At 62.3% G+C, this 24,082-nt stretch carries 24 protein-coding genes; 15 read left to right on the top strand and 9 right to left on the bottom strand.

From position 1 onward, the window contains the following. The first annotated feature begins 84 nt into the window (after positions 1-84). The 13 genes from BM017_RS21420 to BM017_RS21480 all read left to right on the top strand — a co-directional run bounded on the left by BM017_RS21420 (position 85) and on the right by BM017_RS21480 (position 12,557). Positions 85-1,350 (top strand): glutamate-5-semialdehyde dehydrogenase, encoded by a 1,266-nt coding sequence (locus BM017_RS21420; RefSeq protein ID WP_092248139.1) that lies wholly within the window; start codon positions 85-87, stop codon positions 1,348-1,350. Further along, positions 1,350-1,994: a nicotinate-nucleotide adenylyltransferase gene (gene nadD, locus BM017_RS21425; RefSeq protein WP_071489888.1), complete on the top strand. Its 645-nt coding sequence runs from the start codon at positions 1,350-1,352 to the stop codon at positions 1,992-1,994. Before BM017_RS21420 ends, nadD begins: the two co-directional genes overlap by 1 nt. Positions 1,995-2,063: 69 nt before the next feature. Further along, the gene (gene rsfS / locus BM017_RS21430; RefSeq protein ID WP_003176298.1) at positions 2,064-2,558 is read left to right on the top strand and encodes a ribosome silencing factor; all 495 of its coding nucleotides are present in this window, start codon (positions 2,064-2,066) and stop codon (positions 2,556-2,558) included. A 9-nt stretch (positions 2,559-2,567) separates the two neighbouring features. Beyond that, complete coding sequence (rlmH, locus tag BM017_RS21435; protein ID WP_003176297.1) at positions 2,568-3,035, top strand: 23S rRNA (pseudouridine(1915)-N(3))-methyltransferase RlmH; 468 nt, start codon at positions 2,568-2,570, stop codon at positions 3,033-3,035. A 15-nt stretch (positions 3,036-3,050) separates the two neighbouring features. Continuing rightward, the gene (gene mrdA, locus BM017_RS21440; protein WP_071489890.1) at positions 3,051-4,949 is read left to right on the top strand and encodes a penicillin-binding protein 2; all 1,899 of its coding nucleotides are present in this window, start codon (positions 3,051-3,053) and stop codon (positions 4,947-4,949) included. 31 nt (positions 4,950-4,980) lie between these two features. Then, positions 4,981-6,084, top strand: a complete 1,104-nt coding sequence (rodA, locus tag BM017_RS21445) for a rod shape-determining protein RodA (RefSeq protein WP_042570827.1) — start codon at positions 4,981-4,983, stop codon at positions 6,082-6,084. Between the two features lie 17 nt (positions 6,085-6,101). Beyond that, on the top strand, positions 6,102-7,112 hold the full coding sequence (gene mltB / locus BM017_RS21450) for a lytic murein transglycosylase B (protein ID WP_071489891.1): 1,011 nt from the start codon (positions 6,102-6,104) through the stop codon (positions 7,110-7,112). After that, positions 7,112-8,110 (top strand): septal ring lytic transglycosylase RlpA family protein, encoded by a 999-nt coding sequence (locus BM017_RS21455; protein WP_071489892.1) that lies wholly within the window; start codon positions 7,112-7,114, stop codon positions 8,108-8,110. The genes mltB and BM017_RS21455 overlap by 1 nt, the downstream gene beginning before the upstream one ends. Before the next feature lie 179 nt (positions 8,111-8,289). Further along, positions 8,290-9,447 carry a D-alanyl-D-alanine carboxypeptidase family protein gene (locus tag BM017_RS21460; RefSeq protein WP_071489893.1) on the top strand — a complete coding sequence of 386 codons (1,158 nt, stop codon included), beginning with the start codon at positions 8,290-8,292 and terminating at the stop codon, positions 9,445-9,447. A gap of 84 nt (positions 9,448-9,531) precedes the next feature. Further along, positions 9,532-9,813 carry a DUF493 domain-containing protein gene (locus tag BM017_RS21465; RefSeq protein WP_071489894.1) on the top strand — a complete coding sequence of 94 codons (282 nt, stop codon included), beginning with the start codon at positions 9,532-9,534 and terminating at the stop codon, positions 9,811-9,813. Next, positions 9,813-10,460 carry a lipoyl(octanoyl) transferase LipB gene (gene lipB / locus BM017_RS21470; RefSeq protein WP_071489895.1) on the top strand — a complete coding sequence of 216 codons (648 nt, stop codon included), beginning with the start codon at positions 9,813-9,815 and terminating at the stop codon, positions 10,458-10,460. Before BM017_RS21465 ends, lipB begins: the two co-directional genes overlap by 1 nt. A gap of 26 nt (positions 10,461-10,486) precedes the next feature. Then, a complete protein-coding gene (gene lipA / locus BM017_RS21475; RefSeq protein ID WP_166794335.1) occupies positions 10,487-11,488 on the top strand; it encodes a lipoyl synthase in 1,002 nt (333 codons plus the stop codon). A 148-nt stretch (positions 11,489-11,636) separates the two neighbouring features. Continuing rightward, positions 11,637-12,557 carry a S66 peptidase family protein gene (locus tag BM017_RS21480; RefSeq protein ID WP_092248142.1) on the top strand — a complete coding sequence of 307 codons (921 nt, stop codon included), beginning with the start codon at positions 11,637-11,639 and terminating at the stop codon, positions 12,555-12,557. 111 nt (positions 12,558-12,668) lie between these two features. Here BM017_RS21480 and BM017_RS21485 read toward each other — a convergent pair whose 3' ends face one another. The 5 genes from BM017_RS21485 to leuS all read right to left on the bottom strand — a co-directional run bounded on the left by BM017_RS21485 (position 12,669) and on the right by leuS (position 18,681). After that, on the bottom strand, positions 12,669-13,994 hold the full coding sequence (locus BM017_RS21485) for a lytic murein transglycosylase (protein ID WP_092248145.1): 1,326 nt from the start codon (positions 13,992-13,994) through the stop codon (positions 12,669-12,671). 61 nt (positions 13,995-14,055) lie between these two features. Then, positions 14,056-14,220, bottom strand: a complete 165-nt coding sequence (gene arfA / locus BM017_RS21490; protein WP_003176285.1) for an alternative ribosome rescue factor ArfA — start codon at positions 14,218-14,220, stop codon at positions 14,056-14,058. Positions 14,221-14,303: 83 nt separating this feature from the next. Further along, a complete protein-coding gene (holA, locus tag BM017_RS21495) occupies positions 14,304-15,341 on the bottom strand; it encodes a DNA polymerase III subunit delta (RefSeq protein ID WP_058427766.1) in 1,038 nt (345 codons plus the stop codon). A 39-nt stretch (positions 15,342-15,380) separates the two neighbouring features. Continuing rightward, positions 15,381-15,986, bottom strand: coding sequence for an LPS-assembly lipoprotein LptE (lptE, locus tag BM017_RS21500; RefSeq protein WP_092248148.1), 606 nt, complete (start codon positions 15,984-15,986; stop codon positions 15,381-15,383). An 88-nt stretch (positions 15,987-16,074) separates the two neighbouring features. After that, on the bottom strand, positions 16,075-18,681 hold the full coding sequence (leuS, locus tag BM017_RS21505) for a leucine--tRNA ligase (RefSeq protein ID WP_092248151.1): 2,607 nt from the start codon (positions 18,679-18,681) through the stop codon (positions 16,075-16,077). A 261-nt stretch (positions 18,682-18,942) separates the two neighbouring features. Between leuS and BM017_RS21510 the strand changes: the two genes are divergently transcribed. Both BM017_RS21510 and BM017_RS21515 read left to right on the top strand, forming a co-directional pair. Then, the gene (locus BM017_RS21510) at positions 18,943-19,260 is read left to right on the top strand and encodes a hypothetical protein (RefSeq protein ID WP_092248154.1); all 318 of its coding nucleotides are present in this window, start codon (positions 18,943-18,945) and stop codon (positions 19,258-19,260) included. 98 nt (positions 19,261-19,358) lie between these two features. Continuing rightward, positions 19,359-20,120, top strand: a complete 762-nt coding sequence (locus tag BM017_RS21515; protein ID WP_092248156.1) for a YdcF family protein — start codon at positions 19,359-19,361, stop codon at positions 20,118-20,120. A gap of 62 nt (positions 20,121-20,182) precedes the next feature. Here the strand turns inward: BM017_RS21515 and lnt are convergent, their stop codons facing one another. Genes lnt through BM017_RS21535 form a run of 4 tightly spaced genes read right to left on the bottom strand, consistent with a single transcriptional unit; the run spans position 20,183 to position 24,051 of the window. After that, complete coding sequence (gene lnt / locus BM017_RS21520) at positions 20,183-21,706, bottom strand: apolipoprotein N-acyltransferase (RefSeq protein WP_092248159.1); 1,524 nt, start codon at positions 21,704-21,706, stop codon at positions 20,183-20,185. Positions 21,707-21,714: 8 nt separating this feature from the next. Then, complete coding sequence (locus BM017_RS21525; protein ID WP_010206772.1) at positions 21,715-22,554, bottom strand: HlyC/CorC family transporter; 840 nt, start codon at positions 22,552-22,554, stop codon at positions 21,715-21,717. A gap of 41 nt (positions 22,555-22,595) precedes the next feature. Then, complete coding sequence (gene ybeY / locus BM017_RS21530; protein ID WP_092248162.1) at positions 22,596-23,054, bottom strand: rRNA maturation RNase YbeY; 459 nt, start codon at positions 23,052-23,054, stop codon at positions 22,596-22,598. Further along, positions 23,047-24,051 carry a PhoH family protein gene (locus BM017_RS21535; protein ID WP_092248165.1) on the bottom strand — a complete coding sequence of 335 codons (1,005 nt, stop codon included), beginning with the start codon at positions 24,049-24,051 and terminating at the stop codon, positions 23,047-23,049. Before BM017_RS21535 ends, ybeY begins: the two co-directional genes overlap by 8 nt. Between the last annotated feature and the right edge of the window lie 31 nt (positions 24,052-24,082).

The following is a 24,082-nucleotide window of genomic DNA, read 5'->3' on the forward strand; positions in this document are numbered from 1 at the left end:
CGACCATCCGCCCCTCACCGCTGTCAGTCGGGCGGCGTCACAGCTATAATCTGCCGCTTTCCTCCCTGCCAAGACTCCCTGACCATGACTGAGTCCGTTCTTGACTACATGACCCGCCTGGGTCGCGCTGCCCGTCAGGCCTCGCGGTTGATCGCCCGTGCGAGCACTGCGCAGAAGAACCGTGCCCTGCTGGCCGCCGCCGATGCCCTGGATGCTTCGCGCTCCGAGCTCAGCGCCGCCAACGAGCAAGACCTGGCCAACGGCCGCGCCAGTGGCCTGGAGCCGGCCCTGCTGGACCGCCTGGCACTGACCCCGGCACGTATCGACGACATGATCGAAGGCCTGCGTCAGGTGGCCAAGCTGCCTGACCCCATCGGTGAAATTCGCGACATGCGTTACCTGCCGTCCGGCATTCAGGTCGGCAAGATGCGCGTGCCCCTGGGCGTGATCGGTATCATTTACGAGTCGCGTCCGAACGTGACCATCGACGCCGCGAGCCTGTGCCTGAAGTCTGGCAACGCCACCATCCTGCGCGGCGGTTCCGAGGCGATCAATTCCAACCGTGCCATCGCGGCCTGCATCCAGCAGGGCCTGGCCGTGGCCGAGTTGCCCGCCGAAGTGGTGCAAGTGGTGGAAACCACCGACCGCGCCGCCGTGGGTGCGCTGATCACCATGCCGGAATTCGTCGACGTGATCGTGCCGCGTGGCGGCAAGAGCCTGATCGAGCGCGTCAGCCGCGATGCCAAGGTGCCAGTGATCAAGCACCTGGACGGCGTGTGCCACGTGTACATCGACATCGCCGCCGACATCGACAAGGCGATCCGCATCGCCGACAACGCCAAGACCCACCGCTACGCCCCGTGCAACACCATGGAAACCCTGCTGGTGCACGTCGGCATTGCCGAGCGCGTGCTACCGCCGCTGGCTGCCATCTACCGCGACAAGGGCGTTGAACTGCGCGGTTGCGAGCGCACCCGTGCGCTGCTGGGCGCGGACGTGATCGAGGCGACCGAGCTGGACTGGTACACCGAATACACCGCGCCGATCCTATCGATCAAGATCGTCGATGACCTCGACGAAGCCATCGAACACATCAACACCTACGGCTCCAAGCACACCGACGCCATTGTCTCCGAGCATTTCAGCGATGCGCGACGCTTCCTCAACGAAGTGGATTCCGCCTCGGTGATGATCAACGCTTCGACACGCTTTGCCGACGGCTTCGAATACGGCCTGGGCGCAGAGATCGGGATTTCCACCGACAAGCTCCACGCCCGTGGCCCGGTCGGGCTGGAAGGCCTGACCAGCGAGAAGTACGTGGTGTTCGGCGACGGTCATGTGCGCACTTGATGGGTAAACGCATCGGGCTGCTCGGCGGTACCTTCGACCCCGTGCACATCGGCCATTTGCGCAGTGCCCTGGAAGTTGCGGATGCCCTCGCGCTGGACGAGCTGCGTGTGATGCCCAATGCGCGGCCGCCCCATCGCGATACGCCGCAGGTATCGCCGCAGCAACGCCTGGAAATGGTGCGCCTGGCGGTGGAAGGCATAACGCCGCTGGTGGTGGACGACCGCGAGCTCAAGCGCGATAAACCGTCCTACACTGTTGACACCCTGGAGCTGATGCGCGCCGAGTTGGCCGCGGATGACCAGTTGTTTTTGCTTCTGGGCTGGGACGCTTTTTGCGGCCTGCCCTCTTGGCATCGCTGGGAGGAACTCCTCCAGCATTGCCACATCCTGGTTCTGCAACGCCCGGATGCCGACAGCGAACCGCCGGATGCCTTGCGCAACCTGCTGGCCGCGCGGTCGGTAAGTGACCCCTTGGCCCTGACCGGGCCGAACGGGAATATTGCATTCGTCTGGCAGACCCCGCTTGCGGTGTCCGCCACCCAGATCCGTCAACTGCTGGCCAGCGGGAAGTCGGTACGTTTCCTGGTGCCTGACGCGGTCCTGGCCTACATCGATGCGCACGGGCTTTACCGTGCGTCGAACTGAAAAGGCGCGCTTGAACGCACGAAAAATCGTACGGCAGGCGCCCGAACATACGAGCAAAACGAGTTTTATATGACGAACAAAGACGTAAGCAAAGTTAAGCGCAAAGGCACTTTCAAAAGCGCGCCGTTGCCGGTTGAAGCCCACGTAGGCCCGGAACTGGCCGGCGAAGAGCTGGTAAAGGTTGCCGTGGCTGCCCTGGAGGACGTCAAGGCCCAGGATATCCAGGTGCTGGACGTGCGCGACAAGCAGAGCATCACCGACTTCATGATCATCGCCACCGGTACCTCGAACCGCCAGATCGGCGCGATGCTCGACAAGGTCCGCGAAGCCGTCAAAGCCCAAGGCGTGAAGCCGCTGGGTGAAGAAGGCAAGGGCGACAGCGACTGGGTGCTGCTGGACATGGACGATGTGATCGTTCACATGATGACCTCCAACGCTCGCCAGTTCTACGACCTGGAGCGTCTGTGGAAAGGCGCCGAGCAGAGCCGTGCCGCCGATGGCAAGCACCACAGCCCGGAAGTGGGCCACGCGCACTTCGACAAGCTGAACAAAGACCAGGAATAAGGAACGGCTGTGCGCCTGCGTCTGATTGCTGTCGGTTCACGCATGCCCAAGTGGGTGGAAGAAGGCTGGCACGAGTATGCCAAGCGTCTGCCCGCCGAGCTGTCGCTGGAACTGGTAGAGATACCGCTCAATACCCGGGGCAAGAATGCCGACGTGGCGCGCTTTATCCGTCAGGAAGGCGAAGCCATGCTGGCCAAGGTCGGCCCCAACGAGCGCATCGTCACCCTCGAAGTGCACGGCAAGCCCTGGAGCACCGAGCAGCTGGCGGTGGAACTGGATCGCTGGCGCCTCGACTCGCGTACGGTCAACTTCATGGTCGGCGGTCCCGAAGGGCTGGCGCCGGAAGTCTGTGCGCGGGCGGACCAGCGCTGGTCGCTGTCGGCGCTGACGCTGCCGCACCCGTTGGTAAGGATCCTGATCGGTGAACAGCTGTATCGCGCCTGGACAGTCCTGTCCGGGCACCCTTACCACAAATAATCTGCGCCCCTCCCGATGACCCAACCGATCCGCATCAAGGACCACGAGAAAGACGCACGTCTCGTACGCGCACGCGTGGTGTTTGGCGCGATCATGGTGGTGGCGTTGTTGGGCGTGCTGATCGCCCGTCTGTATTTCCTGCAGGTGATCCAGTACGACTATCACTCCACGCTGTCGGAAAACAACCGGGTGCATGTGCAGCCGATCCCGCCGACCCGTGGGCTGATTTTCGACCGTAATGGCGTGGTGGTGGCGGACAACCGGCCCAGCTTCAGCCTGAGCATGACCCGCGAGCGCTCTGGCGACTGGCAGCAGATCCTCGATGTGATCGTCGAGGTGCTGCAGCTGACGCCGGAAGACCGGGTGATCTTCGAGAAACGCATGAAGCAGGGGCGCCGGCCTTTCGAGCCGGTGCCGATCCTGTTCGAGCTGACCGAAGAGCAGATCGCGCGGATCGCGGTGAACCAGTTCCGCCTGCCGGGTGTGGAAGTGGTGGCGCAGTTGGTGCGGCATTACCCGCAGGGGCCGCACTTTGCTCACTCCGTCGGCTATATGGGGCGGATTAACGAGAAAGAGCTGAAAACCCTCGATCCGGTGAATTACAGCGGCACCCACCATATCGGCAAGACCGGCATCGAGCGTTTTTATGAGCCCGAGCTGCACGGCCAGGTGGGTTACGAGGAAGTCGAGACCAACGCCCGTGGCCGCGTGCTGCGGGTGCTCAAGCGCACCGACCCGGTGCCGGGCAAGGACATCGTACTGAGCCTGGACATCAAGTTGCAGGAAGCGGCGGAGATGGCCCTGGGCGGGCGTCGCGGCGCGGTGGTTGCCCTGGACCCGGCTACCGGTGAAGTCCTGGCGATGGTCAGCCAGCCGAGTTTCGACCCCAACCTGTTTGTGACCGGGATCAGCTTCAAGGCCTACGCCGAGTTGCGCGATTCCATTGATCGTCCGCTGTTCAACCGCGTGCTGCGCGGCCTGTACCCGCCGGGTTCGACCATCAAGCCGGCGGTGGCGATTGCCGGCCTGGACGCGGGTGTGGTTACCGCTTCCAGCCGCGTGTTCGACCCGGGCTACTACATGCTGCCCAACTACGATCACAAATACCGTAACTGGAACCGCACCGGCGACGGCTTTGTCGACCTGGACACCGCAATCATGCGCTCCAACGACACCTATTTTTACGACCTGGCCCATAAGCTCGGGATCGATCGCCTGTCTGCCTACATGGGCAAGTTCGGTCTCGGCCAGAAAGTCTCCCTGGACATGTTCGAAGAGTCCCCCGGCCTGATGCCGTCGCGGGAGTGGAAGCGCGCAACCCGCCGCCAGGCGTGGTTCCCGGGCGAAACCCTGATCCTCGGTATCGGCCAGGGCTACATGCAGGCCACGCCGCTGCAACTGGCCCAGGCCACGGCGTTGGTCGCCAACAAAGGCATCTGGAACCGTCCGCACCTGGCCAAGACCATCGAGGGCGAGAAGCCCCTGGATGAAAACCCGATCCCGAACATCGTGCTGCGCGATCCGTCCGACTGGACCAAGGTCAACCATGGCATGCAGCAAGTGATGCACGGTGCACGCGGCACCGCACGCAAGGCGGCCATTGGTGCGCAGTACCGCATTGCCGGCAAGAGCGGTACCGCCCAGGTGGTGGCGATCAAGCAGGGCGAAAAATACGACCGCTCCAAGGTTCAGGAACGCCACCGCGACCACGCCTTGTTTGTCGGCTTTGCCCCGGCGGACGATCCGAAGATCGTGGTCGCGGTGATGGTCGAGAACGGCGAGTCCGGCTCCGGCGTCGCGGCTCCCGTGGTGCGCCAGGTGATGGACGCCTGGCTGCTGGCCGACGACGGCAGGCTCAAGCCCGAATATGGCGGCCCCCCTTCAAGCACCGAGGTTACGGCCCGTGAAGAGTAATTTTGACCGCATCCTCTCCAGTGAGGATGTGATGCGTCGCCGTGCGACGTTGCTGCAACGCATGCACATTGATGGCCCGCTGCTGATCCTGCTGCTGACCCTGGCGGCCGGCAGCCTGTTCGTGCTGTATTCGGCCAGCGGCAAGAACTGGGACCTGCTGATCAAGCAGGCGTCGTCGTTCGGCCTGGGCTTGTTGTCGATGGTGGTGATCGCCCAGCTCGAGCCGCGTTTCATGGCGCGCTGGGTGCCGTTGGGCTACGTCGCCGGGGTGTTGTTGCTGGTGGTGGTCGACGTGATGGGCCACAACGCCATGGGTGCCACCCGCTGGATCAACATTCCGGGGGTGATTCGCTTCCAGCCGTCGGAATTCATGAAAATCCTGATGCCCGCGACCATTGCCTGGTACCTGTCCAAGCGCACCTTGCCGCCGCAGCTCAAGCACGTGGGGATCAGCCTGATCCTGATTGGCGTGCCGTTTATCCTGATCGTGCGCCAGCCCGACCTCGGCACCTCGCTGCTGATCCTGGCGGGTGGCGCGTTCGTGCTGTTCATGGGCGGCTTGCGCTGGCGCTGGATCCTCAGCGTGCTTGCCGCTGCCGTGCCGGTGGCCGTGGCCATGTGGTTCTTCTTTATGCACGACTACCAGAAGCAGCGGATCCTCACGTTCCTCGACCCGGAAAGCGATCCGCTGGGTACCGGCTGGAACATCATCCAGTCGAAGGCCGCCATCGGCTCCGGCGGGGTATTTGGTAAGGGTTGGTTACTGGGCACCCAGTCGCACCTGGACTTTTTGCCCGAGAGCCACACCGACTTCATTATTGCGGTGATGGGCGAAGAGTTCGGCCTGGTGGGCATTTGCGCGTTGTTGCTGATCTATCTGCTATTGATTGGTCGCGGCCTGGTGATCACCGCGCAGGCGCAGACGCTGTTCGGCAAATTGCTCGCCGGCGCCCTGACCATGACTTTTTTTGTTTACGTTTTCGTCAACATCGGTATGGTCAGTGGCCTGTTGCCGGTGGTTGGGGTGCCGTTGCCATTCATTAGCTACGGCGGAACTTCGCTGGTGACATTGCTGTCAGCGTTTGGGGTTTTGATGTCGATTCATACGCATCGCAAATGGATCGCACAGGTTTGAATAAGGTGAAGATGTCAATGCAAGTAATGCGCGGCTGGGCGACTCGGCACGCGTCCTGGATGGGCCTGATTGGGCTGCTGGGCGCAACGCAGGAGGCGCAGGCCGGTGACTATGATGGTTCACCCCAGGTCGCCGAATTTGTCGGTGAGATGACCCGCGACTATGGTTTCGCCGGTGAACAGCTGATGGGCGTGTTCCGCGAAGCGCAGAAAAAGCAGGCGATCCTCGACGCCATCTCGCGCCCCGCCGAACGTGTGAAGCAGTGGAAGGAATATCGCCCGATGTTCCTCACCGACGCCCGCGTGGCCCGTGGTGTGGACTTCTGGCGCCAGCACGAGGCCGTGCTGGCTCGCGCCGAGCAGGAGTACGGCGTGCCGGCCCAGGTCATCGTTGCGATCATTGGCATTGAAACCTTCTACGGGCGCAATACCGGCAGCTATCGGGTGATCGACGCCTTGTCGACCCTGGGCTTCGATTATCCGCCCCGCGCCGAGTTCTTCCGCAAGGAACTGCGCGAGTTCCTGCTGCTGGCCCGCGAAGAGCAGGTCGACCCGCTGAGCCTCAAGGGTTCCTATGCCGGTGCGATGGGCTTGCCGCAGTTCATGCCGAGCAGCTTCCGCGCCTATGCAGTGGACTTCGACGGCGACGGGCATATCAATATCTGGAGCAACCCCGACGACGCCGTCGGCAGCGTGGCCAGCTACTTCAAGCGCCATGGCTGGGTCGCCGGCGAGCCGGTGGTGATCCGCGCCGATGTCAGTGGGGACCGCGTCGATGAAGGTCTGACTCAGGGCATCGAGCCGGCCAAGACGGTCGGGGAGTTGCGGGCGCTGGGCTGGTCGAGTCAGAATGCGCTGCCTGACGATATGCCGGTCACGGCATTCCGCCTTGAGGGCGAAAACGGCCCGGAATACTGGATGGGCCTGAAGAATTTCTACGCAATCACGCGTTATAACCGCAGTGTGATGTACGCCATGGCCGTGCATCAGCTGTCAGACATGCTGGTCCAAGCACGGGGCACTAAGTAATGCGGGCATCGCCGTTCAATCAACCGCTCAAGCTGGTGGCGTTCGTCGCGTTGTCCCTGCTGGTCGTCAGTTGCTCCACCAGCCGCGGTCCGGCGCAGAAGTCCGGGGGCACCGCAGTTCGTTCCCAGCCGGGCCTGGACATCAACCGTGCGCACAAAGACGGCGCGCCGTGGTGGGATGTCGATGTGTCGAAGATCCCGGACGCCACGCCCACCCTGCACACCGGTGCCTACAAGGCCAACCCGTACACCGTGCTGGGCAAGACCTATTTCCCGTTGCAGGACTCCAAGACCTACGTGCAATCGGGCACGGCTTCCTGGTACGGCACCAAGTTCCATGGCCAGAACACTGCCAACGGCGAAGTGTATGACCTGTATGGCATGAGTGCAGCGCACAAGACCCTGCCGCTGCCGAGCTATGTGCGGGTGACCAACCTGGACAACAACCGCACGGTGATCCTGCGCGTCAACGACCGCGGCCCGTTTTACTCGGACCGTATCATCGACCTGTCCTACGCCGCCGCGAAGAAACTCGGCTACGCCGAAACCGGCACTGCGCGGGTCAAGGTCGAAGGCATCGATCCGGCGCAGTACTGGGCCCAGCGCGGCAAGCCGGCACCGTTGATGCTCAACGAGCCGCAGACACCACAACCGCAAATCACCGCATCGGCCGGCAAGGTCGAGCAGTGGACACCGCCGCCACAGCAGCACGCCCCGGACACCGTGGCTGTGCCGCAGGCTGCCCAGGGCGCTTCGCTGGCTGGCGGCCAATACTTGCAGGTGGGCGCTTTCGCCAACCCGGATGCGGCAGAACTGTTAAGGTCCAAGCTCAGCAGCATGGTCAACGCGCCGGTCTTCATCAGTTCCATCGTGCGTAACCAGCAAACATTGCACCGTGTGCGCATGGGCCCGATCGGCTCGCCGAGCGAAGTGGCGCAAGTGCAGAACAGCGTGCGCCTGGCCAACCTGGGGCAACCCAGCGTGGTCACCGCTGAATAAACAGAATTGATGGTTCTGGCCCGTGCGCGGGGCAGGGCTGTGGTTGTTGGCTCGTTGAACAATAAAAACCCGGGGGCAAGGGGTGAGCGGGCAACCGAACACGTGACAGTCTGGTAGCGGACTGTCTGAATAAGTTTTGCCCGCGAGGGCAAGTTTCCATAAGCAATTTCGAGAGACGGATGAACATCACCACCTTAGCCAAACGCACGTGCCTGCTTCTTTCGCTGATCATCACCCCGGCCGCCTGGGCGGTTGAAATGGTGCCGGCTTCCCCGCAACTGGCTGCCAAGGCCTGGGTCCTCATGGATGCCGCCAGCGGCAATGTGCTGGTCGAGAACAACGGTGACCAGCGCCTGCCACCGGCCAGCCTGACCAAACTGATGACCGCCTACATCGCGACCCTGGAAATCCGTCGCGGCCAGATCGGCGAGAACGACCCGGTTACCGTCAGTGAAAACGCCTGGCGTACCGGCGGTTCGCGGATGTTCATCAAAGTGGGTTCGCAGGTGACTGTGAGCGACCTGCTGCACGGCATCATCATCCAGTCCGGTAACGACGCCAGCGTCGCCCTGGCCGAGCACATCGCCGGCAGCGAAGACGCGTTCGCCGACATGATGAACAAAACCGTGGCCGACCTGGGCATGACCAACAGCCACTTCATGAACCCGACCGGCCTGCCGAACCCGGAGCACTACTCGTCGGCGCACGACATGGCGATCCTGGCGCGCGCGATCATTCGTGTCGACCCGGTGCACTACGCGATCTACTCCCAGAAGGAGTTCTTCTGGAACAACATCAAGCAGCCTAACCGCAACCTGCTGCTGTGGCGCGACAAGACCGTCGACGGTCTGAAAACCGGCCACACCGAAGAAGCCGGCTACTGCATGGTGTCGTCCGCTGTGCGCGACGGCCAACGCCTGATCGCCGTAGTCTTCGGCACCAACAGCGAGCAGGCCCGTGCGGCCGAGACGCAGAAACTGCTGACCTACGGTTTCCGTTTCTTCGAAACCCAGACCTTCTACCAGAAGGGTACTGAGCTGGCGACCGCGCCGGTGTGGAAGGGCGCTACCTCCCAAGTCAAGGCCGGCCTGGCTGAAGACCTGACCCTGACCATGCCTAAAGGCCAGCTGAAGAAGCTCGCTGCCAGCATGACCATGAACCCGCAACTGGTTGCGCCCATCGCCAAGGGCGACGTGATCGGTAAAGTCGAAGTGAAGCTGGACGACAAGGTGGTGCACAGCGCCGACCTGATCGCCCTGGACGCCGTCGACGAAGGTGGTATCTTCCGCCGCGTGTGGGATAGCATCCGTCTATTCTTCTACAGCCTGTTCAACTGATTGTGTGCACCTGCAAGGCCCCGTGTTGATCCGACGCGGGGCTTTGCCCGTCGCCACGGCTTACGCTTACGAGGCCGTTACGCCATGACCGATAAAGAAGCAGAAGTAAAGGCGCCCAAGATCGAATTCCCAGTGACGGATTATCCCGTCAAGGTGATCAGCGATACCGGCGTGGGCCGTAAGGACACGATTCTCGCGATCGTTCGCAAATACGCGACGATCAATGACAACCGCGTGGACGAGCGTCAAAGCTCCACCGGCAAATACACCACGATCCAGTTGCACATCGTTGCGACGGATCAGGACCAGCTCTACAACATCAACAGCGAACTGCGGGCCACCGGCTTCGTGCACATGGTGCTGTGATGTCACAGGTCCTGGGCTTTCGCGAGCTCGGCCGGATGGACTACGAGCCCGTCTGGCACGCCATGCAGCGCTTCACTAACGAGCGCGGCACGTCGGCCCCCGATGAGATCTGGCTGGTGGAACACCCGCCCGTGTTCACCCAGGGCCAGGCCGGCAAGGCCGAGCATCTGCTGCTGCCGGGGGAAATTCCGGTGGTGCAGGTCGACCGAGGTGGCCAAGTGACTTACCATGGGCCCGGCCAACTCGTGGCTTATTTGCTGCTGGATGTGCGCAAGCTGGGGTTTGGCGTGCGCGACCTGGTCAGCCGCATGGAGGCTTGCCTGATCGAGCTGCTGGCCAGTTACGGAGTGACTGCTGCGGCCAAGCCGGATGCGCCGGGTGTGTACGTTGATGGCGCGAAGATCGCCTCCCTGGGGCTGCGGATTCGCCACGGCTGTTCCTTTCATGGCCTGGCCCTGAACGTGGACATGGACCTGGCACCGTTCCGGCGGATCAACCCGTGTGGCTATGCCGGGTTGGCGATGACGCAACTGAGCGACCACGCCACACCGATTAAATTTGCCGAGGTAAGTGCCCGGCTGCGTGCGCAGCTCGTCAAACACCTCGACTATGCTGAGCAGACGACCCTTACGGGCGGAATCGACTGATTATGACTACTGATGCAGTGCAAACCATGATCCCGACGGTGGACGTTACCGAACGCCCAGCCCCGGCCCCGCGTGCCAAGGTGGAAGCCGGCGTCAAGCTGCGCGGCGCCGAAAAGGTTGCACGCATCCCGGTGAAGATCATTCCGACCACCGAACTGCCGAAGAAACCCGACTGGATCCGCGTGCGCATCCCGGTTTCGCCGGAAGTCGACCGTATCAAGGCGCTGCTGCGCAAACACAAGCTGCACAGCGTCTGCGAAGAGGCCTCCTGCCCGAACCTGGGCGAGTGCTTTTCCGGCGGCACCGCCACCTTCATGATCATGGGGGATATCTGCACCCGTCGTTGCCCGTTCTGCGACGTTGGCCACGGCCGTCCGAAGCCACTTGACGTCAACGAGCCGGAAAGCCTGGCCATCGCCATCGCCGACCTGCGCCTCAAGTACGTGGTGATCACCTCGGTAGACCGCGACGACCTGCGTGACGGCGGTGCCCAGCACTTTGCCGACTGCATCCGCGAAATCCGCAAGCTGTCGCCGAACGTGATGCTCGAAACCCTGGTGCCGGACTACCGCGGTCGCATGGACGTGGCGCTGGAAATCACCGCAGCCGAGCCGCCGGATGTGTTCAACCACAACCTGGAAACCGTGCCGCGCCTGTACAAGGCTGCCCGCCCCGGTTCGGACTACCAGTGGTCGCTGACCCTGCTGCAGAAATTCAAGCAGATGATGCCGCACATCCCGACCAAGTCCGGCTTGATGCTGGGCCTGGGCGAGACCGACGAAGAAGTCATCGAAGTCATGAAGCGCATGCGCGAACACGACATCGACATGCTGACCCTCGGCCAGTACCTGCAACCGTCCCGCAGCCACTTGCCGGTGCAGCGTTTCGTGCACCCGGACACCTTCGCCTGGTTCGCCGAGGAAGGCTACAAGATGGGCTTCAAGAACGTGGCGTCCGGCCCGCTGGTGCGTTCTTCGTACCATGCGGACGAGCAGGCCAAGCTGGTCAAGGCAAGCCTGGTTTCCTGATAGCGCTGTGAGCGGCACCGCAGGTTAATGTGGGAGGGGGCTTGCCCCCGATAGCGGACTGTCAGTCAGCACTTCTGATACTGATACACCGCCATCGGGGACAAGCCTCCTCCCACAGTTGTTTCGCGTTAGCCAAGGAGAGTCGTGGATGACCGCTGCAGTACCTGCCCTCCGTAGCGAAGGCACCATCGCCCTGATCGCCCCCGCCGGCCCCGCCACCCTGGACGTTGAAAAAGCCGGCCAATGGATGCGCACCCGCGGCTACGACCTGCGCATCTTCCCGGGTGTCTATGAACGCGACGGCTACCTCGCCGGCAGCGATAAAACCCGCCTCAACGACCTGCACACAGCTTTCGCCGACCCTGAAATCGACGCCATCTTCTGCCTGCGTGGCGGCTACGGCACGCCGCGCCTGCTCGATAGCCTGGACTTCGACCTGCTACGCGCCAATGCCAAACCCTTCGTGGGTTACAGCGACATCACCGCGCTGCACCTGGCAATCAGCCGTTACGCCGGCTTCGTGACCTTCCATGGGCCGATGCTCAACGCCGATCTCTTGGGCGACAAGCAACCACCTACCGAGTCTTCATTGTTCAGCATGCTGCGCGGCCAGTTGGGCGCTGGCAGCGAGTTGACGCACCCCGTGGCGTACCCGCTGACCACAATCGAGCCTGGCATTGCCTGTGGGCGCTTGCTGGGTGGCAATCTGTCGATGATCGCGGCAGTCATGGGCACACCCTTTGAGATCGACGCAGATGGCATCATCCTGTTGATCGAGGACGTCAACGAGCCGATCTACCGTATCGACCGCCTGCTGACGCACCTGCGCCTGGCGGGCAAGCTGGAGCAGGTCGCCGGCGTACTGGTAGGGGACGTGGCGGGTGTGGATCAGGTTGCGCTGGAGCGCTTGCTCAAGCAGACCTTCGAGCCATTGCGCATCCCGGTGTTGTCCGGTTGGCGCAGTGGTCATTGCGACCCGAACCTGACGTTGCCGATGGGCGCATTGGTGCGGTTGGATGCGGGGGAGCAGCGGGTGGTGTTGGAGCAGGATGTGGTGTTCAAAGCCTGAGCTTTTTAGTCTGTCAGTCCGTCATCGGGGGCAAGCCCCCTCCCACAATGGAATGCTGTCGAAATGTGGGAGGGGGCTTGCCCCCGATAGCGATAGCCGCCATAGGCAGCTCTATCGATTCTGCAACGACTCCAGCAGCTTCACGGTCGGATACCCATCCGCCGGCCAGCCCAAGGCCTGCTGCGCCGCACGAATCGCCTTGCGCGTATTGGCGCCGATAATCCCATCCGGGTTGCCCGCGTCATAGCCGTTGGCACTCAAGGCCGTCTGCAAGTCGATGCGCTGTGAGCGGCTCAATGGCAGCTCATCCTTCGGCCAATCGCCACGGATCACTCCACCGCCACCAAAGCGTTCCGACAACAAGCCAACCGCCAGTGCATAGGACGAGGAGTTGTTGTACTTGAGGATCGCGCGGAAGTTATCCAGCACCAGGAACGCCGGGCCACGGTAACCGGCCGGCAACAGCAGCGCAGCGGAGAGTTGGTCGACGTTGGGCGGCATGCTTGCGCCGGGCGGCAGTTGGATACCCAGTTTCAGCCAATCTGCGACCGTCTTGCGGATGCCGCCATCGGCCAGGGCGTAATCGAAGTTCGCCGGCAGTTGTTTCACTTCGAAACCCCACGGTTGGCCTTTCTGCCAGCCGGAGCTCTGCAGGTAGTGTGCGGTGGAGGCGAGGGCGTCTGACGGGCTGTTCCAGATATCGCGGCGACCGTCGCCATCGAAGTCGACGGCGTGGGTGTTGTAGGTGGTTGGGATAAATTGGGTCTGGCCCATGGCGCCGGCCCAGGAACCTTTCATCTGGTCGGCCTGGATATCGCCGTGCTGGATGATCTGCAGCGCCGCCAGCAATTGCGCCTGGGCAAATGCCGGGCGGCGGCCTTCGTAGGCCAGGGTCGCCAGGGAGCGGATCACCGAGTTGTTGCCCTGGAACTGGCCGAAGTTACTTTCCATGCCCCATACCGACACCAGCGCCTGGCGGTCGACGCCATAACGTTGTTCGATGCTTTGCAGGATGTCGGCGTACTTGACCAGCAACGCCTGGCCGTTGCGCACGCGCACGGGCGACAGGGCGCCGTCGAGGTATTCCCACACCGGGCGGGAAAATTCCGGCTGGCTGCGGTCGGCGCGGATCACCGCCATGTCGGGTGTGACGTTGGCGAATGCGTTGTCGAACACGGTGGCGGTGATGCCGGCCTGCAGGGCTTGCACGCGAAAGGCCGCCTGCCATTCGGCGAAGGTCTGGGTCGGCTGGATATCAAGATTATCCACAGCCAGCGGGGCCACGACAGCGGGCGCAACCACAGGGGCGGTCTGGAGCTTGGGCAGCGGTTGAGCGTCGGCGGCGGTGGGTTTCTCCGCACAGGCGACGAGCAGGATGAGGCTGGAGGCAGCGATCAGCTGGCGAAAGTGCCAACGACGGGAAAGACTAGAGGGCATGCACAGGTCCAGGGATTGCAAATCAGGTGCAGACCTTATCATGCCAGAGGGCTGCTTGCCTTCAGGCAGCCAGAAAGTAAGAAGCCTCCCAGCTATTAGACTGGAAGGCTTCGCGGCGGTAGCTGCCTTTGCCCTTGCCGGCGCGTTCCTGACGGCTACGGAACAGTGGCTGGGCGATGATGGATTTGGCCTTGTTGGGGCCATGCTTGGATGGCTTTTTGCTCATGGTCGTTACTCTCGTTGGGTGGTTGAAGCGGTGCAAATCATCTGCCGATGTTGCGCCGCTGTAAAGCCCTTCGAGAGGTAGGACTATTCTGCCGGCAATGTCAGGCGCTGGCCGGCCATCAACAATGATAAACGGCTCAGGCTCATCCACGGCGAACCCGCCGCCTGGCCCTTGATCTGCGCGTCGATGCGTTGCGCTTCCAGCAGCAATTGCGCCCAGCGTTGCGCCGAGTGCCGCTGCAGTGCTTTGCTCATCAAGGGTTTGCGCTTGTCCCACACCGGTGGCTTGGCCTGGCTGAAGCATTTGTCCAGCGGCGTACCCTGGCTGTATTGCAGGGCAATATTGGCCAGCACCCGCAGTTCCCGGGCCAGGGCCCAGAGAATCACCGGCGGTTCCACGCCTTCGCCGCGCAGGCCTTCAAGCATACGCAAAGCGTGGGCGGGTTCACCGTTGAGGATCGCATCCACCAGCCCGAACACATCGAAGCGCGCGCTATCGGCCACGGCGCCCTGGACGGTTTCGACGGTAATCTGCCCGTCTTCGGCCATCAGCTTGAGCTTTTCGATCTCCTGGGCAGCGGCCAGCAAATTGCCTTCAACCCGGGCGGCGATCAACTCCACTGCGTCCTGGGTCGCCGACAGTCCCGACTGCGACAGCCGCTGGCGAATCCATTGCGGCAACTGGCTGCTATCCACCGGCCAGATCTGGATGAACTGGGTCTGCGCCCCTTCCACCAGGGCCTTGCCCCACTTGGTTTTCTGCGCGCTGCCATCAAGCTTGGGCAGGCTGATCAACAGCACGGTGTCTTCGGCGGGGCGCGAGCAGTATTCCATCAGGGCGGCCGCGCCTTTGTCGCCAGGCTTGCCCGAAGGCAGGCGCAGTTCCAGCAGGCGCTTCTCGGCAAACAGCGACATGCTCGCACCGGCCTGCAGCAGCGTGCCCCAGTCGAAGCTGGCGTCGGCGCTGAAGACCTGGCGTTCGTCGAAACCTTGCTGGCGTGCCGCCGTGCGAATGGCGTCGGCGGCTTCCTGACACAGCAGCGGATCATCACCGCTGACAATGTAGACAGGCGCAAGGCCACCTTGCAGGTGTTTCGCGAGTTGGGCAGGGGCGAGTTTCATAGGCGGGGTAAACGGGGCGCTTGGGGCGCCCCGTCCGGCTTACTCGACAGGGACTTCAACAGGCGACTGTTTCGGTGTGTTGTCTTCGTACTCTTTGGCAGCTTTCAGCGCGTCGGCCTCGGCCTTGGCCTTGTTGTCAGCCTGTTGCTGCAGGGTCTCCAGTTGTTCCGGAGTCAGCATCGACAGGCGCAGCACAATGCGCTGTACCAGTTCGCGACGCATTTCCTTGCGCACCTGCTGGATTTCGGAGTCCGAACCCACCAGGTTGTTGCCATCGTGGCTGACCACTTTCTGCACCTGGATCTTGTCACCCATCAGCGGCAGATGATCGCGGCCCTGGATTTCGAAGTTGAGCGCAGTGCTCAGTTCGATGTCGGAGGCACGCCCGGCGCTGGCGTAGCTCAGGTTACGCTGGGTTTCTCTTTCATCCACCAGGAACAGTTTGTACGTCGCGCCGGTGTAGACGTGCACGCCGCTGTTTTCCAGCACCTGACGCAATTGCGTCACCGTATCGCCGTAGGCGTTGCGGGCGCTGACGTCGAGTTCCTTGATCGTCAGGTCATTGGTGGCAGTACCGCGCAGCTGGAAGCCGCATGCGCTCAGCAGCACGGCAAGGCCCATCACCAGCAAATTGCGTTTGATCATTTTGTTGCTCCCCTTGAAACCATGTGGGCCTTATCGAGGCCCTGAAGGCTTTGTTCGACGCAGGGCCCAAGCCCTGCGCCCGATCCGATTAGCTCGCGACGATATTGACCAGTTTGCCAGGCACCACGATCACTTTGCGAATCGTCAGGCCTTCGGTAAAGCGCAGCACGTTTTCGTTGACGCGGGCAGCCGCTTCAACGTCTTCGCGGCTGGCGGTGGCTGGCATGTCGATCTGGCCACGCAGTTTACCGTTGACCTGGATCACCAGTTGCAGCGTGTCCTGTACCAGGGCGCTGTCATCCTGCACCGGCCAGCGCGCATCGATGACGGCGTCGCTGTGGCCCAGGCGGTTCCACAGGTCGTGGCTGATGTGCGGCGTGATCGGCGCCAGCAGCAGGGTGACCGTTTCCAGGCCTTCCTGTACCAGTGCGCGATCCTGCTCAGTCACTTGTGGGGCTTTTTCCAGCACATTCATCAGCGTCATCACCTGGGCGATGGCGGTGTTGAACTTGTGGTTCTGGCCCACGTCCTGGCTGGCTTGCTTGATGGCCAGGTGGGTGCTGCGGCGAATGAGTTTCTGCTCGTCGCTCAAGGCGGCCACGTCCAGTTTGCCCGGCAGGCCCTGGCTGATGTGAGCGTGCGCCAGGCGCCAGACGCGCTTGAGGAAACGGTGCGAGCCTTCGACGCCGGAGTCGGACCATTCGGCGCTCATGTCAGGCGGCGAGGCGAACATCATGAACAGGCGGCAGGTGTCCGCGCCGAACTGATCGATCATCGACTGCGGGTCAACGCCATTGTTCTTGGACTTGGCCATCTTCTCGGTGCCGCCGATTTCCACCGGCAGGCCGTCGGCGATCAGCTTGGCGCTGATGACCTTGGCTTTGCTGTCGCGCTCAAGCTCGACGTCTGCCGGGTTGAACCAGGTGTAGGCGCCATTGGCTTCACGGCGATAGTAGGTCTCGGCGACCACCATGCCCTGGGTCAGCAGGTTCTTGAACGGCTCATCGGAGCTCACCAGGCCTTCGTCACGCATCAGCTTGTGGAAGAAGCGCGCGTACAACAGGTGAAGGATGGCGTGTTCGATACCGCCGATATACTGGTCAACCGGCAACCAGTGGTCGGCCGCGGATTTCTCTACCAGGCCGCCTTCATAGTGCGGCGAGGCGTAGCGGGCGTAATACCACGAGGACTCCACGAAGGTGTCCATGGTGTCGGTTTCACGTTTGGCAGGCGCGCCGCATTTGGGGCAACTGCATTCGTAGAATTCGGGCATGCGCGCCAATGGCGAACCGGCGCCGTCCGGCACCACGTCTTCCGGCAGGACGACTGGCAGTTGATCTTCCGGTACTGGCACGTCGCCACAGCTTTCGCAGTGGATGATCGGGATCGGGCAGCCCCAGTAGCGCTGGCGGCTGATACCCCAGTCGCGCAGGCGGAACTGGGTGCGCGAGGCACCGAGGTTTTTCTTGATCAGGGCGACTTCAATGGCGTCGAAGGCGCCCTGGAAGTCCAGGCCATCAAACTCGCCGGAATTGATCAGCTCACCGTGCTCGCCGTAGGCGTCCTGCCACGGGGCCGGGTTGGTGTCGCCCGAGCTGGTACGCACCACGGACTTGATCGGCAGGCTGTACTTGGTGGCGAATTCGAAATCGCGCTCGTCGTGAGCCGGCACAGCCATGACAGCGCCATCGCCGTAGTGCATCAGCACGTAGTTGGCCACCCACACCGGCAGCTTTTCACCGGTGAGTGGGTGCTCGACGAACAGGCCGGTCGGCAGGCCTTTTTTCTCCTGGGTGGCGACGTCGGCCTCGGCCACGCTACCGCCTTTGCATTCGGCGATGAACGCCTGCAACTCAGGGTTGTTCTGTGCAGCCTGGGTGGCCAGCGGGTGTTCGGCGGCCACGGCGACGTAGGTCGCGCCCATCAGGGTGTCCGGGCGGGTGGTGAAGACTTTCAGTGCGCCCGCTTCGCCGATCGAGTCGATGTTGTACGGGAACTGCACTTCCATGCCCTTGGATTTGCCGATCCAGTTGCGTTGCATGGTCTTGACCTGCTCCGGCCAGCCCGGCAGGTCGTCGAGGCTCGACAACAGTTCATCCGCGTAGGCGGTGATCTTGAAGTAGTACATCGGGATTTCGCGCTTTTCGATCAGCGCGCCGGAGCGCCAGCCGCGACCGTCGATCACTTGCTCGTTGGCAAGGACGGTCTGGTCGATCGGGTCCCAGTTCACGGTGCCGCTTTTTTTGTAGATCACACCTTTTTCGAACAGGCGCGTGAACAGCCATTGTTCCCAGCGGTAGTAATCCGGCTTGCAGGTGGTGACTTCGCGGGACCAGTCCACCGCCAGGCCCAGGCTGCGCAGCTGGGTCTTCATGTAGGCGATGTTTTCGTAGGTCCACTTGGCGGGGGCCACGTTGTTTTTCATCGCGGCGTTTTCCGCCGGCATGCCGAAGGCGTCCCAACCCATGGGTTGCAGGACGTTCTTGCCTTGCATGCGCTGGTAACGGGAAATCACGTCGCCGATGGTGTAGTTACGCACGTGCCCCATGTGTAGCTTGCCGCTGGGGTAAGGGAACATCGATAGGCAGTAGTAAGTCTCCTTGCCTGGCTGTTCACTGACTTCAAAGGACTTTTGCTCGTCCCAGAAGGTTTGGGCGGCATTTTCTATTTCACGGGGCTGATATTGTTCGTGCATGGCTACTTTTGAACTGAATAGGGGTGGCCTAATCCTCTTCGGTGCAACATTCAGGTTGATCGACACCAAAAAGCGGCGCGTCCGTGCCCAAACCCTGCGGGAAGTGGAGTTACAGGAAGCGCCGTAGCATACATGACCCCACTCTATCGAGGGAAACCCTGATTGCTCTGGCAGGGCCGTCTGTCGCGGCGCCGGGCAGGCGCAGCCACGGGGGCTACGCTGTTTATTGGGGAGCAAGTCTTTCTTCAATGAGGTGAGGGGATGGTTGAATCGCAGCGAATCGTAACGAAACCGGAAATCTACGAAGGACTGATCGACCGATTGGGTCGTGCATTGGATGCAGCGAGGACAGCGGGCCGATTGCGTGATGAACGGCCTGTGGAGTTGGAACTGCGCGGTTTGACCCGCGCGGAGCTGGAACTGATCAAGGCTTTTCTGGAACGGAATGGGCGCGGTGCGCCTCCTCTGGTGGCAACCCCGCCACCCAAGGAGCCCACGCACTCTGCCAAGGTGGTGTGGCTCAAGGACTTGTCGGTCGGTCGCGGCCCGGAAAAACGCCGCTTCGTACGCTACAAGTAGTTCACTCCCCCAGAGCAACACCTTCGCGTCATGTCACGATAAAGATTGTCGCTAAACCCCGTTACACCTTAGGCTTCGGGCATCTTTGGAGATGCCCGATGCCTATTCGTTACTTCATCAAACAACTGCTCCTGCCGCCCGGCATTCTTTTGCTGTTGCTGGCCCTTGCCTGGTGGTTTCGGCGCAGCCGGCCACGCTTGGCGGGTTGCTGCTTTGCGCTGGGGTTTGGCGGTATGTGGCTGATCAGTCTGCCGGTGATGGTGGAGTGGGGCGCGCGAACCCTGGAAACCGAGCCGCCGTTGGCGCGGGAAGACTGGTCGACGCTGGCGCAGCGCGCCGATGCGATCGTGGTGTTGGGCTCCGGGCGGGAGCGCGGGGACCCGGCCTGGGGCACCGATCAGCCGACGGGTATCGGCCTGGAGCGCCAGCGCTATGCCGCACGATTGGCCAAGGCCTCCGGGCTGCCGGTGCTGACTACCGGCGGCCTGCATTACGGCACACCGCCCAGCGAGGCGGAACTGATGGCGGTATCGATGCAGGATGACTTCGGCGTGACAGTGCGCTGGAAGGAAGAACGCAGCCGAACCACCTGGGAAAACGCGCAGATGAGCGCGGAAATTCTCTTGCCCGAAGGCATCAGTCGCGTGGTGGTGGTGACCCAGGCCTGGCACATGCCGCGTTCGGTGTGGAGCTTCGAGAAGGCCGGTTTCACCGTGGTGCCTGCGCCGGTGGGCTTCCTGGGCGTGGATAACGCCCGGCCACTGGGTGGCTGGATGCCTGAGTTCGTATCAGTGTGGCGCAGCGGGCAGTTGATCAACGAAGCGGTGGGGCAGCTGGGTTATCGGTTGTTCTATCGATAACACGGCAGATCAACATCTGGGAGGGGGCAACCCCCCCTCCCACATTGGTTATGGGTTGTCTGTCAGACGGTTTTGGACATGCGGCCCGCCAGCAGCGCCCAACCGAACAGCCCCAGGCACAGGATGATCAACGGCCACGAACGCCATTGCAGGTACGGCGTGAGGTTGTGCATCGGCACCACTTCGCCGTAGAGAATGCCGCGTTCGAATTGCGGGATCTGCGCCGTGATCTGCCCGAACGGGTTGATCAGGCCGGTCACGCCATTGTTGGTGGCGCGGATCATCCAGCGCCCGGCTTCCAGCGCACGCATCTGCGCCATTTGCAGGTGCTGCAACGGGCCGATGGAGCGGCCGAACCAGGTGTCGTTGCTGATGGTCAGCAGCAGATCGCTCTGGGCCGACAGGCCGGCGGCGAATTCCGGGTACACCACTTCGTAGCAAATGAACGGCGCAATCTGATAACCCTTGGCCTGCAGCATCGCCTGGTCAGAGGGACCGCGGGCGAAGTCCGACATCGGTAGATCAAAAAAGGCAATCAGGCCACGCAACATGTCCTGCAGCGGCACGTATTCACCGAACGGCACCAGCTTCTGCTTGAGGTAGGTACCGTCGCCTTCGCCGACCACGGTGATGCCATTGAAGTAGCGCTTCTGGTGGTGCACTTCCTGGCGAATCGGTACCCCGGTGATCAGCGCGGTGTGCCGGTCGGCGGCGAACTTGCCCATCATGCCCAGGTAGCCTTCGACAGACTCCTTGAGCACCGGCACCGCCGTTTCCGGCCATACCAGCAAGTCGACACGCTTGGAGCTGAAGCTCATGTCGCGATACAGCGCCAGCTGCGCGTTGAGCTGCTCCGGGTCCCACTTCATGCTCTGTTCGACGTTGCCCTGGATGGCGGCCACGCTCAGCGGCGCGCCGGACGGACTGGTCCAGGCGTGATGCTTGAGTGCCAGGCCGATCGCCCAGGGTGCTACCAGCAATACCAGGCCGGCACCGATAAAGGCGTTGCGCTTGCCGGCCAGCAGGCGCGGCAGGTTGCACAGCAGGGCGGCGGTGAGTGCCAGGGCAAAGGAGATCAGCCACATCCCGCCCAGCGGCGCGAGGCCGGTGAGCGGGCCATCGAGTTGGCTGTACCCGGAATACAACCACGGGAAACCGGTGAGGAACCAGCCGCGAAACGCCTCCTGGCCAACCCACAACGCGGCAAACGTCAGGGCATCGGCCAGCGGCGCTTCGTTGCGACGCAACCAGCGCGCCCACAGCCAGGCGGGCAGGGCGAAGAACCAGGCGATGGCAGCGGTGAACAGCAGCATCAGGAACCCCGCCAGCAACACCGAAGCGCCGCCGAAGTGGTGGATGCTGTAGTAGATCCAGCTGGTGCCGGCGCCGAACAGGCCGAAGCCGAAACACCAGCCACGGCCCAGAGCCTGGCGTGGGCTCAGTTCCCGCAGCCCGACATAGAACAGGCCGACCGCCACCAGCGCAAAAGGCCACAGGTCGAACGGCGCCAGCGCCAGGGTGGTGATGGCGCCGGCCACCACGGCCAGCAAATTACCGGGCCAGCCGGGGCGGGTTAGGCGCTGCATGTCATTCCTTAGCGGGCAATTGGTGTCAGGCGGATCAGGTGGATGCGACGGCTGTCGGCATTCAGGATACGGAAGCGATACGCGCCGATCTCGGTGGTTTCGTTACGCTTGGGCAGGTGCCCGAACGCACTCATCACCAGGCCGCCGACGGTGTCGAACTCATCGTCGGAGAATTCGCTGTCGAAGAACTCGTTGAAGTTCTCGATCGGCGTCAGCGCCTTGATCAGGAAGTCACCGCTGGGCAGTGGCTTGATGTAGCTGTCTTCTTCGACGTCGTGTTCGTCTTCGATATCGCCGACGATCTGTTCCAGCACGTCTTCAATCGTCACCAGGCCAGCTACGCCGCCGTATTCGTCGATCACAATGGCCATGTGATTGTGGTTGGCGCGGAATTCGCGCAGCAACACGTTCAGGCGCTTGGATTCAGGCACGAAGGTGGCCGGACGCAGCAAGTCCTTGATATTGAAGCTGTCGCCGTTCTCCTTGAGGATCAGCGGCAGCAGGTCCTTGGCCAGCAGGACGCCCATGACATCGTCATGGCTTTCACCGATCACCGGGTAGCGCGAGTGCGCCGAGTCGATCACGGCCGGGAGGAACTCCCGTGGGGTCTGGGTCGCCTTGATGCTGATCATCTGCGAGCGCGGGACCATGATGTCCCGTACTTGCAGGTCAGCCACCTGGATGGCGCCCTCGACAATGGCCAGCGCTTCGCTGTCCAGCAACTTGTTCTGATGGGCCTCGCGCAGCAGCTCCAAGAGCTCCTGGCGGTTTTTCGGCTCGTGGGCAAAAGCCTGGGTCAGTTTACCCAGCCATGACTTCTGCCCGTTGCTCGATCGGTCTTCGCTCATAGCGATTACTCTGAATCCTTTATTGTTACAGTTGAGTGTTTTTAAGCTTCGTCGTCGGCATATGGGTCCGGATGACCCAATTCTGCAAGCAACGTTTGTTCCAGTGTTTCCATTTCCTCGGCTTCCTCATCGTCTATATGGTCGTAACCCAAGAGATGCAAGCAGCCGTGGATGACTAGATGGGCCCAGTGGGCTTCAAGTTCCTTGCCTTGTTCCTTTGCCTCGCGCTCCACCACGGCGACACAGATGACCAGATCGCCCAGCAACGGGATATCCAGCAGCTCATCCGGCACATCGGCGGGGAAGGACAGCACATTGGTCGCGTAATCCTTCTGGCGCCAGGTGTGATTCAGTTCGCGGCCCTCGGGCTCGTCCACCAGGCGAATGGTCAGTTCCGAGTCGGCGGTGCGCTGGCGCAGGGCCAGGGCGCACCACTGACGGAACTGGACTTCGCTGGGGGCGGGCGCTTCGGTGGCCAGCTGCAGGTCTAGCTCAAGCATCGCGGCGAAGGTCCTTGGCCGGTGCATCGTCGCGATGGTCGAAGCGCTCGTAGGCTTCGACGATGCGCTGCACCAGCGGGTGACGAACCACATCCTTGGGCATGAAGTGCGTGAAGCTGATGCCCGGCACGTCCTTGAGCACCTCGATCACCTGGGCCAGGCCCGACTTGGTGCCTTTGGGCAGGTCGACCTGGGTGACATCGCCGGTGATCACGGCGGTGGAGCCGAAACCGATGCGGGTGAGGAACATCTTCATCTGCTCGACCGTGGTGTTCTGGCTTTCGTCGAGGATGATGAAGCTGTTGTTCAAGGTACGACCACGCATGTAGGCCAGCGGGGCGATCTCGATCACCTGGCGTTCGATCAGCTTGGCCACGTATTCGAAGCCGAGCATCTCGTACAGTGCGTCGTAGAGCGGGCGCAGGTACGGGTCGATCTTCTGGGCGAGGTCGCCGGGCAGGAAGCCGAGCTTCTCGCCAGCCTCGACCGCCGGGCGTACCAGCAGGATGCGGCGCACTTGCTCGCGCTCCAGCGCGTCGACTGCGCAGGCCACGGCCAGGTAGGTCTTGCCGGTACCGGCAGGGCCGATGCCGAAGTTGATGTCGTTGCCGAGGATTTCCTTGACGTACTTCTGCTGATTCAAGCCGCGCGGGCGAATCATGCCTTTTTTGGTACGCAGGGCCACGCTGGCTTCGGCCACGGGGTTATTGGCCAGGTCTTCGACGGCCGATTCCTGCAGGTACAGGTGCACGGTTTCCGGCGACAGCTCGCTACCCTTGGTTTCGCGGTAGAGGCGGCGCAGCAGGTTTTCTGCGGACGTGGTGTGTTGGGGTTCACCAATGAGCTCGAACTGATTGCCGCGGTTGCGGATCTCGATGCTCAGGCGTTGCTCGATCAGGCGCAGGTGCTCGTCGAACTGTCCGCACAGATTGGCGAAACGGCGAGCCTCAAAGGGCTCGAGGAGAAAACGATGGGGTTCTGCTATGGGTGCGTTCAAGGTTGTTTTTAGCCGCCCTTTGGCTGTTGAG

The organism is Pseudomonas sp. NFPP04 (assembly GCF_900113815.1).
In the GTDB taxonomy this organism is placed as follows: domain Bacteria; phylum Pseudomonadota; class Gammaproteobacteria; order Pseudomonadales; family Pseudomonadaceae; genus Aquipseudomonas; species Aquipseudomonas extremorientalis.

Excerpts from the sequence above, each read along its gene's own strand:
- BM017_RS21420 (WP_092248139.1), top strand. The coding sequence starts at position 85 with ATGACTGAGTCCGTTCTTGACTACATGACCCGCCTGGGTCGCGCTGCC.
- nadD (WP_071489888.1), top strand. The coding sequence starts at position 1,350 with ATGGGTAAACGCATCGGGCTGCTCGGCGGTACCTTCGACCCCGTGCAC.
- rsfS (WP_003176298.1), top strand. The coding sequence starts at position 2,064 with ATGACGAACAAAGACGTAAGCAAAGTTAAGCGCAAAGGCACTTTCAAA.
- mrdA (WP_071489890.1), top strand. The coding sequence starts at position 3,051 with ATGACCCAACCGATCCGCATCAAGGACCACGAGAAAGACGCACGTCTC.
- rodA (WP_042570827.1), top strand. The coding sequence starts at position 4,981 with ATGCGTCGCCGTGCGACGTTGCTGCAACGCATGCACATTGATGGCCCG.
- mltB (WP_071489891.1), top strand. The coding sequence starts at position 6,102 with ATGCAAGTAATGCGCGGCTGGGCGACTCGGCACGCGTCCTGGATGGGC.
- BM017_RS21455 (WP_071489892.1), top strand. The coding sequence starts at position 7,112 with ATGCGGGCATCGCCGTTCAATCAACCGCTCAAGCTGGTGGCGTTCGTC.
- BM017_RS21460 (WP_071489893.1), top strand. The coding sequence starts at position 8,290 with ATGAACATCACCACCTTAGCCAAACGCACGTGCCTGCTTCTTTCGCTG.
- BM017_RS21465 (WP_071489894.1), top strand. The coding sequence starts at position 9,532 with ATGACCGATAAAGAAGCAGAAGTAAAGGCGCCCAAGATCGAATTCCCA.
- lipB (WP_071489895.1), top strand. The coding sequence starts at position 9,813 with ATGTCACAGGTCCTGGGCTTTCGCGAGCTCGGCCGGATGGACTACGAG.
- lipA (WP_166794335.1), top strand. The coding sequence starts at position 10,487 with ATGATCCCGACGGTGGACGTTACCGAACGCCCAGCCCCGGCCCCGCGT.
- BM017_RS21480 (WP_092248142.1), top strand. The coding sequence starts at position 11,637 with ATGACCGCTGCAGTACCTGCCCTCCGTAGCGAAGGCACCATCGCCCTG.
- BM017_RS21485 (WP_092248145.1), bottom strand. The coding sequence starts at position 13,994 with ATGCCCTCTAGTCTTTCCCGTCGTTGGCACTTTCGCCAGCTGATCGCT.
- arfA (WP_003176285.1), bottom strand. The coding sequence starts at position 14,220 with ATGAGCAAAAAGCCATCCAAGCATGGCCCCAACAAGGCCAAATCCATC.
- holA (WP_058427766.1), bottom strand. The coding sequence starts at position 15,341 with ATGAAACTCGCCCCTGCCCAACTCGCGAAACACCTGCAAGGTGGCCTT.
- lptE (WP_092248148.1), bottom strand. The coding sequence starts at position 15,986 with ATGATCAAACGCAATTTGCTGGTGATGGGCCTTGCCGTGCTGCTGAGC.
- leuS (WP_092248151.1), bottom strand. The coding sequence starts at position 18,681 with ATGCACGAACAATATCAGCCCCGTGAAATAGAAAATGCCGCCCAAACC.
- BM017_RS21510 (WP_092248154.1), top strand. The coding sequence starts at position 18,943 with ATGGTTGAATCGCAGCGAATCGTAACGAAACCGGAAATCTACGAAGGA.
- BM017_RS21515 (WP_092248156.1), top strand. The coding sequence starts at position 19,359 with ATGCCTATTCGTTACTTCATCAAACAACTGCTCCTGCCGCCCGGCATT.
- lnt (WP_092248159.1), bottom strand. The coding sequence starts at position 21,706 with ATGCAGCGCCTAACCCGCCCCGGCTGGCCCGGTAATTTGCTGGCCGTG.
- BM017_RS21525 (WP_010206772.1), bottom strand. The coding sequence starts at position 22,554 with ATGAGCGAAGACCGATCGAGCAACGGGCAGAAGTCATGGCTGGGTAAA.
- ybeY (WP_092248162.1), bottom strand. The coding sequence starts at position 23,054 with ATGCTTGAGCTAGACCTGCAGCTGGCCACCGAAGCGCCCGCCCCCAGC.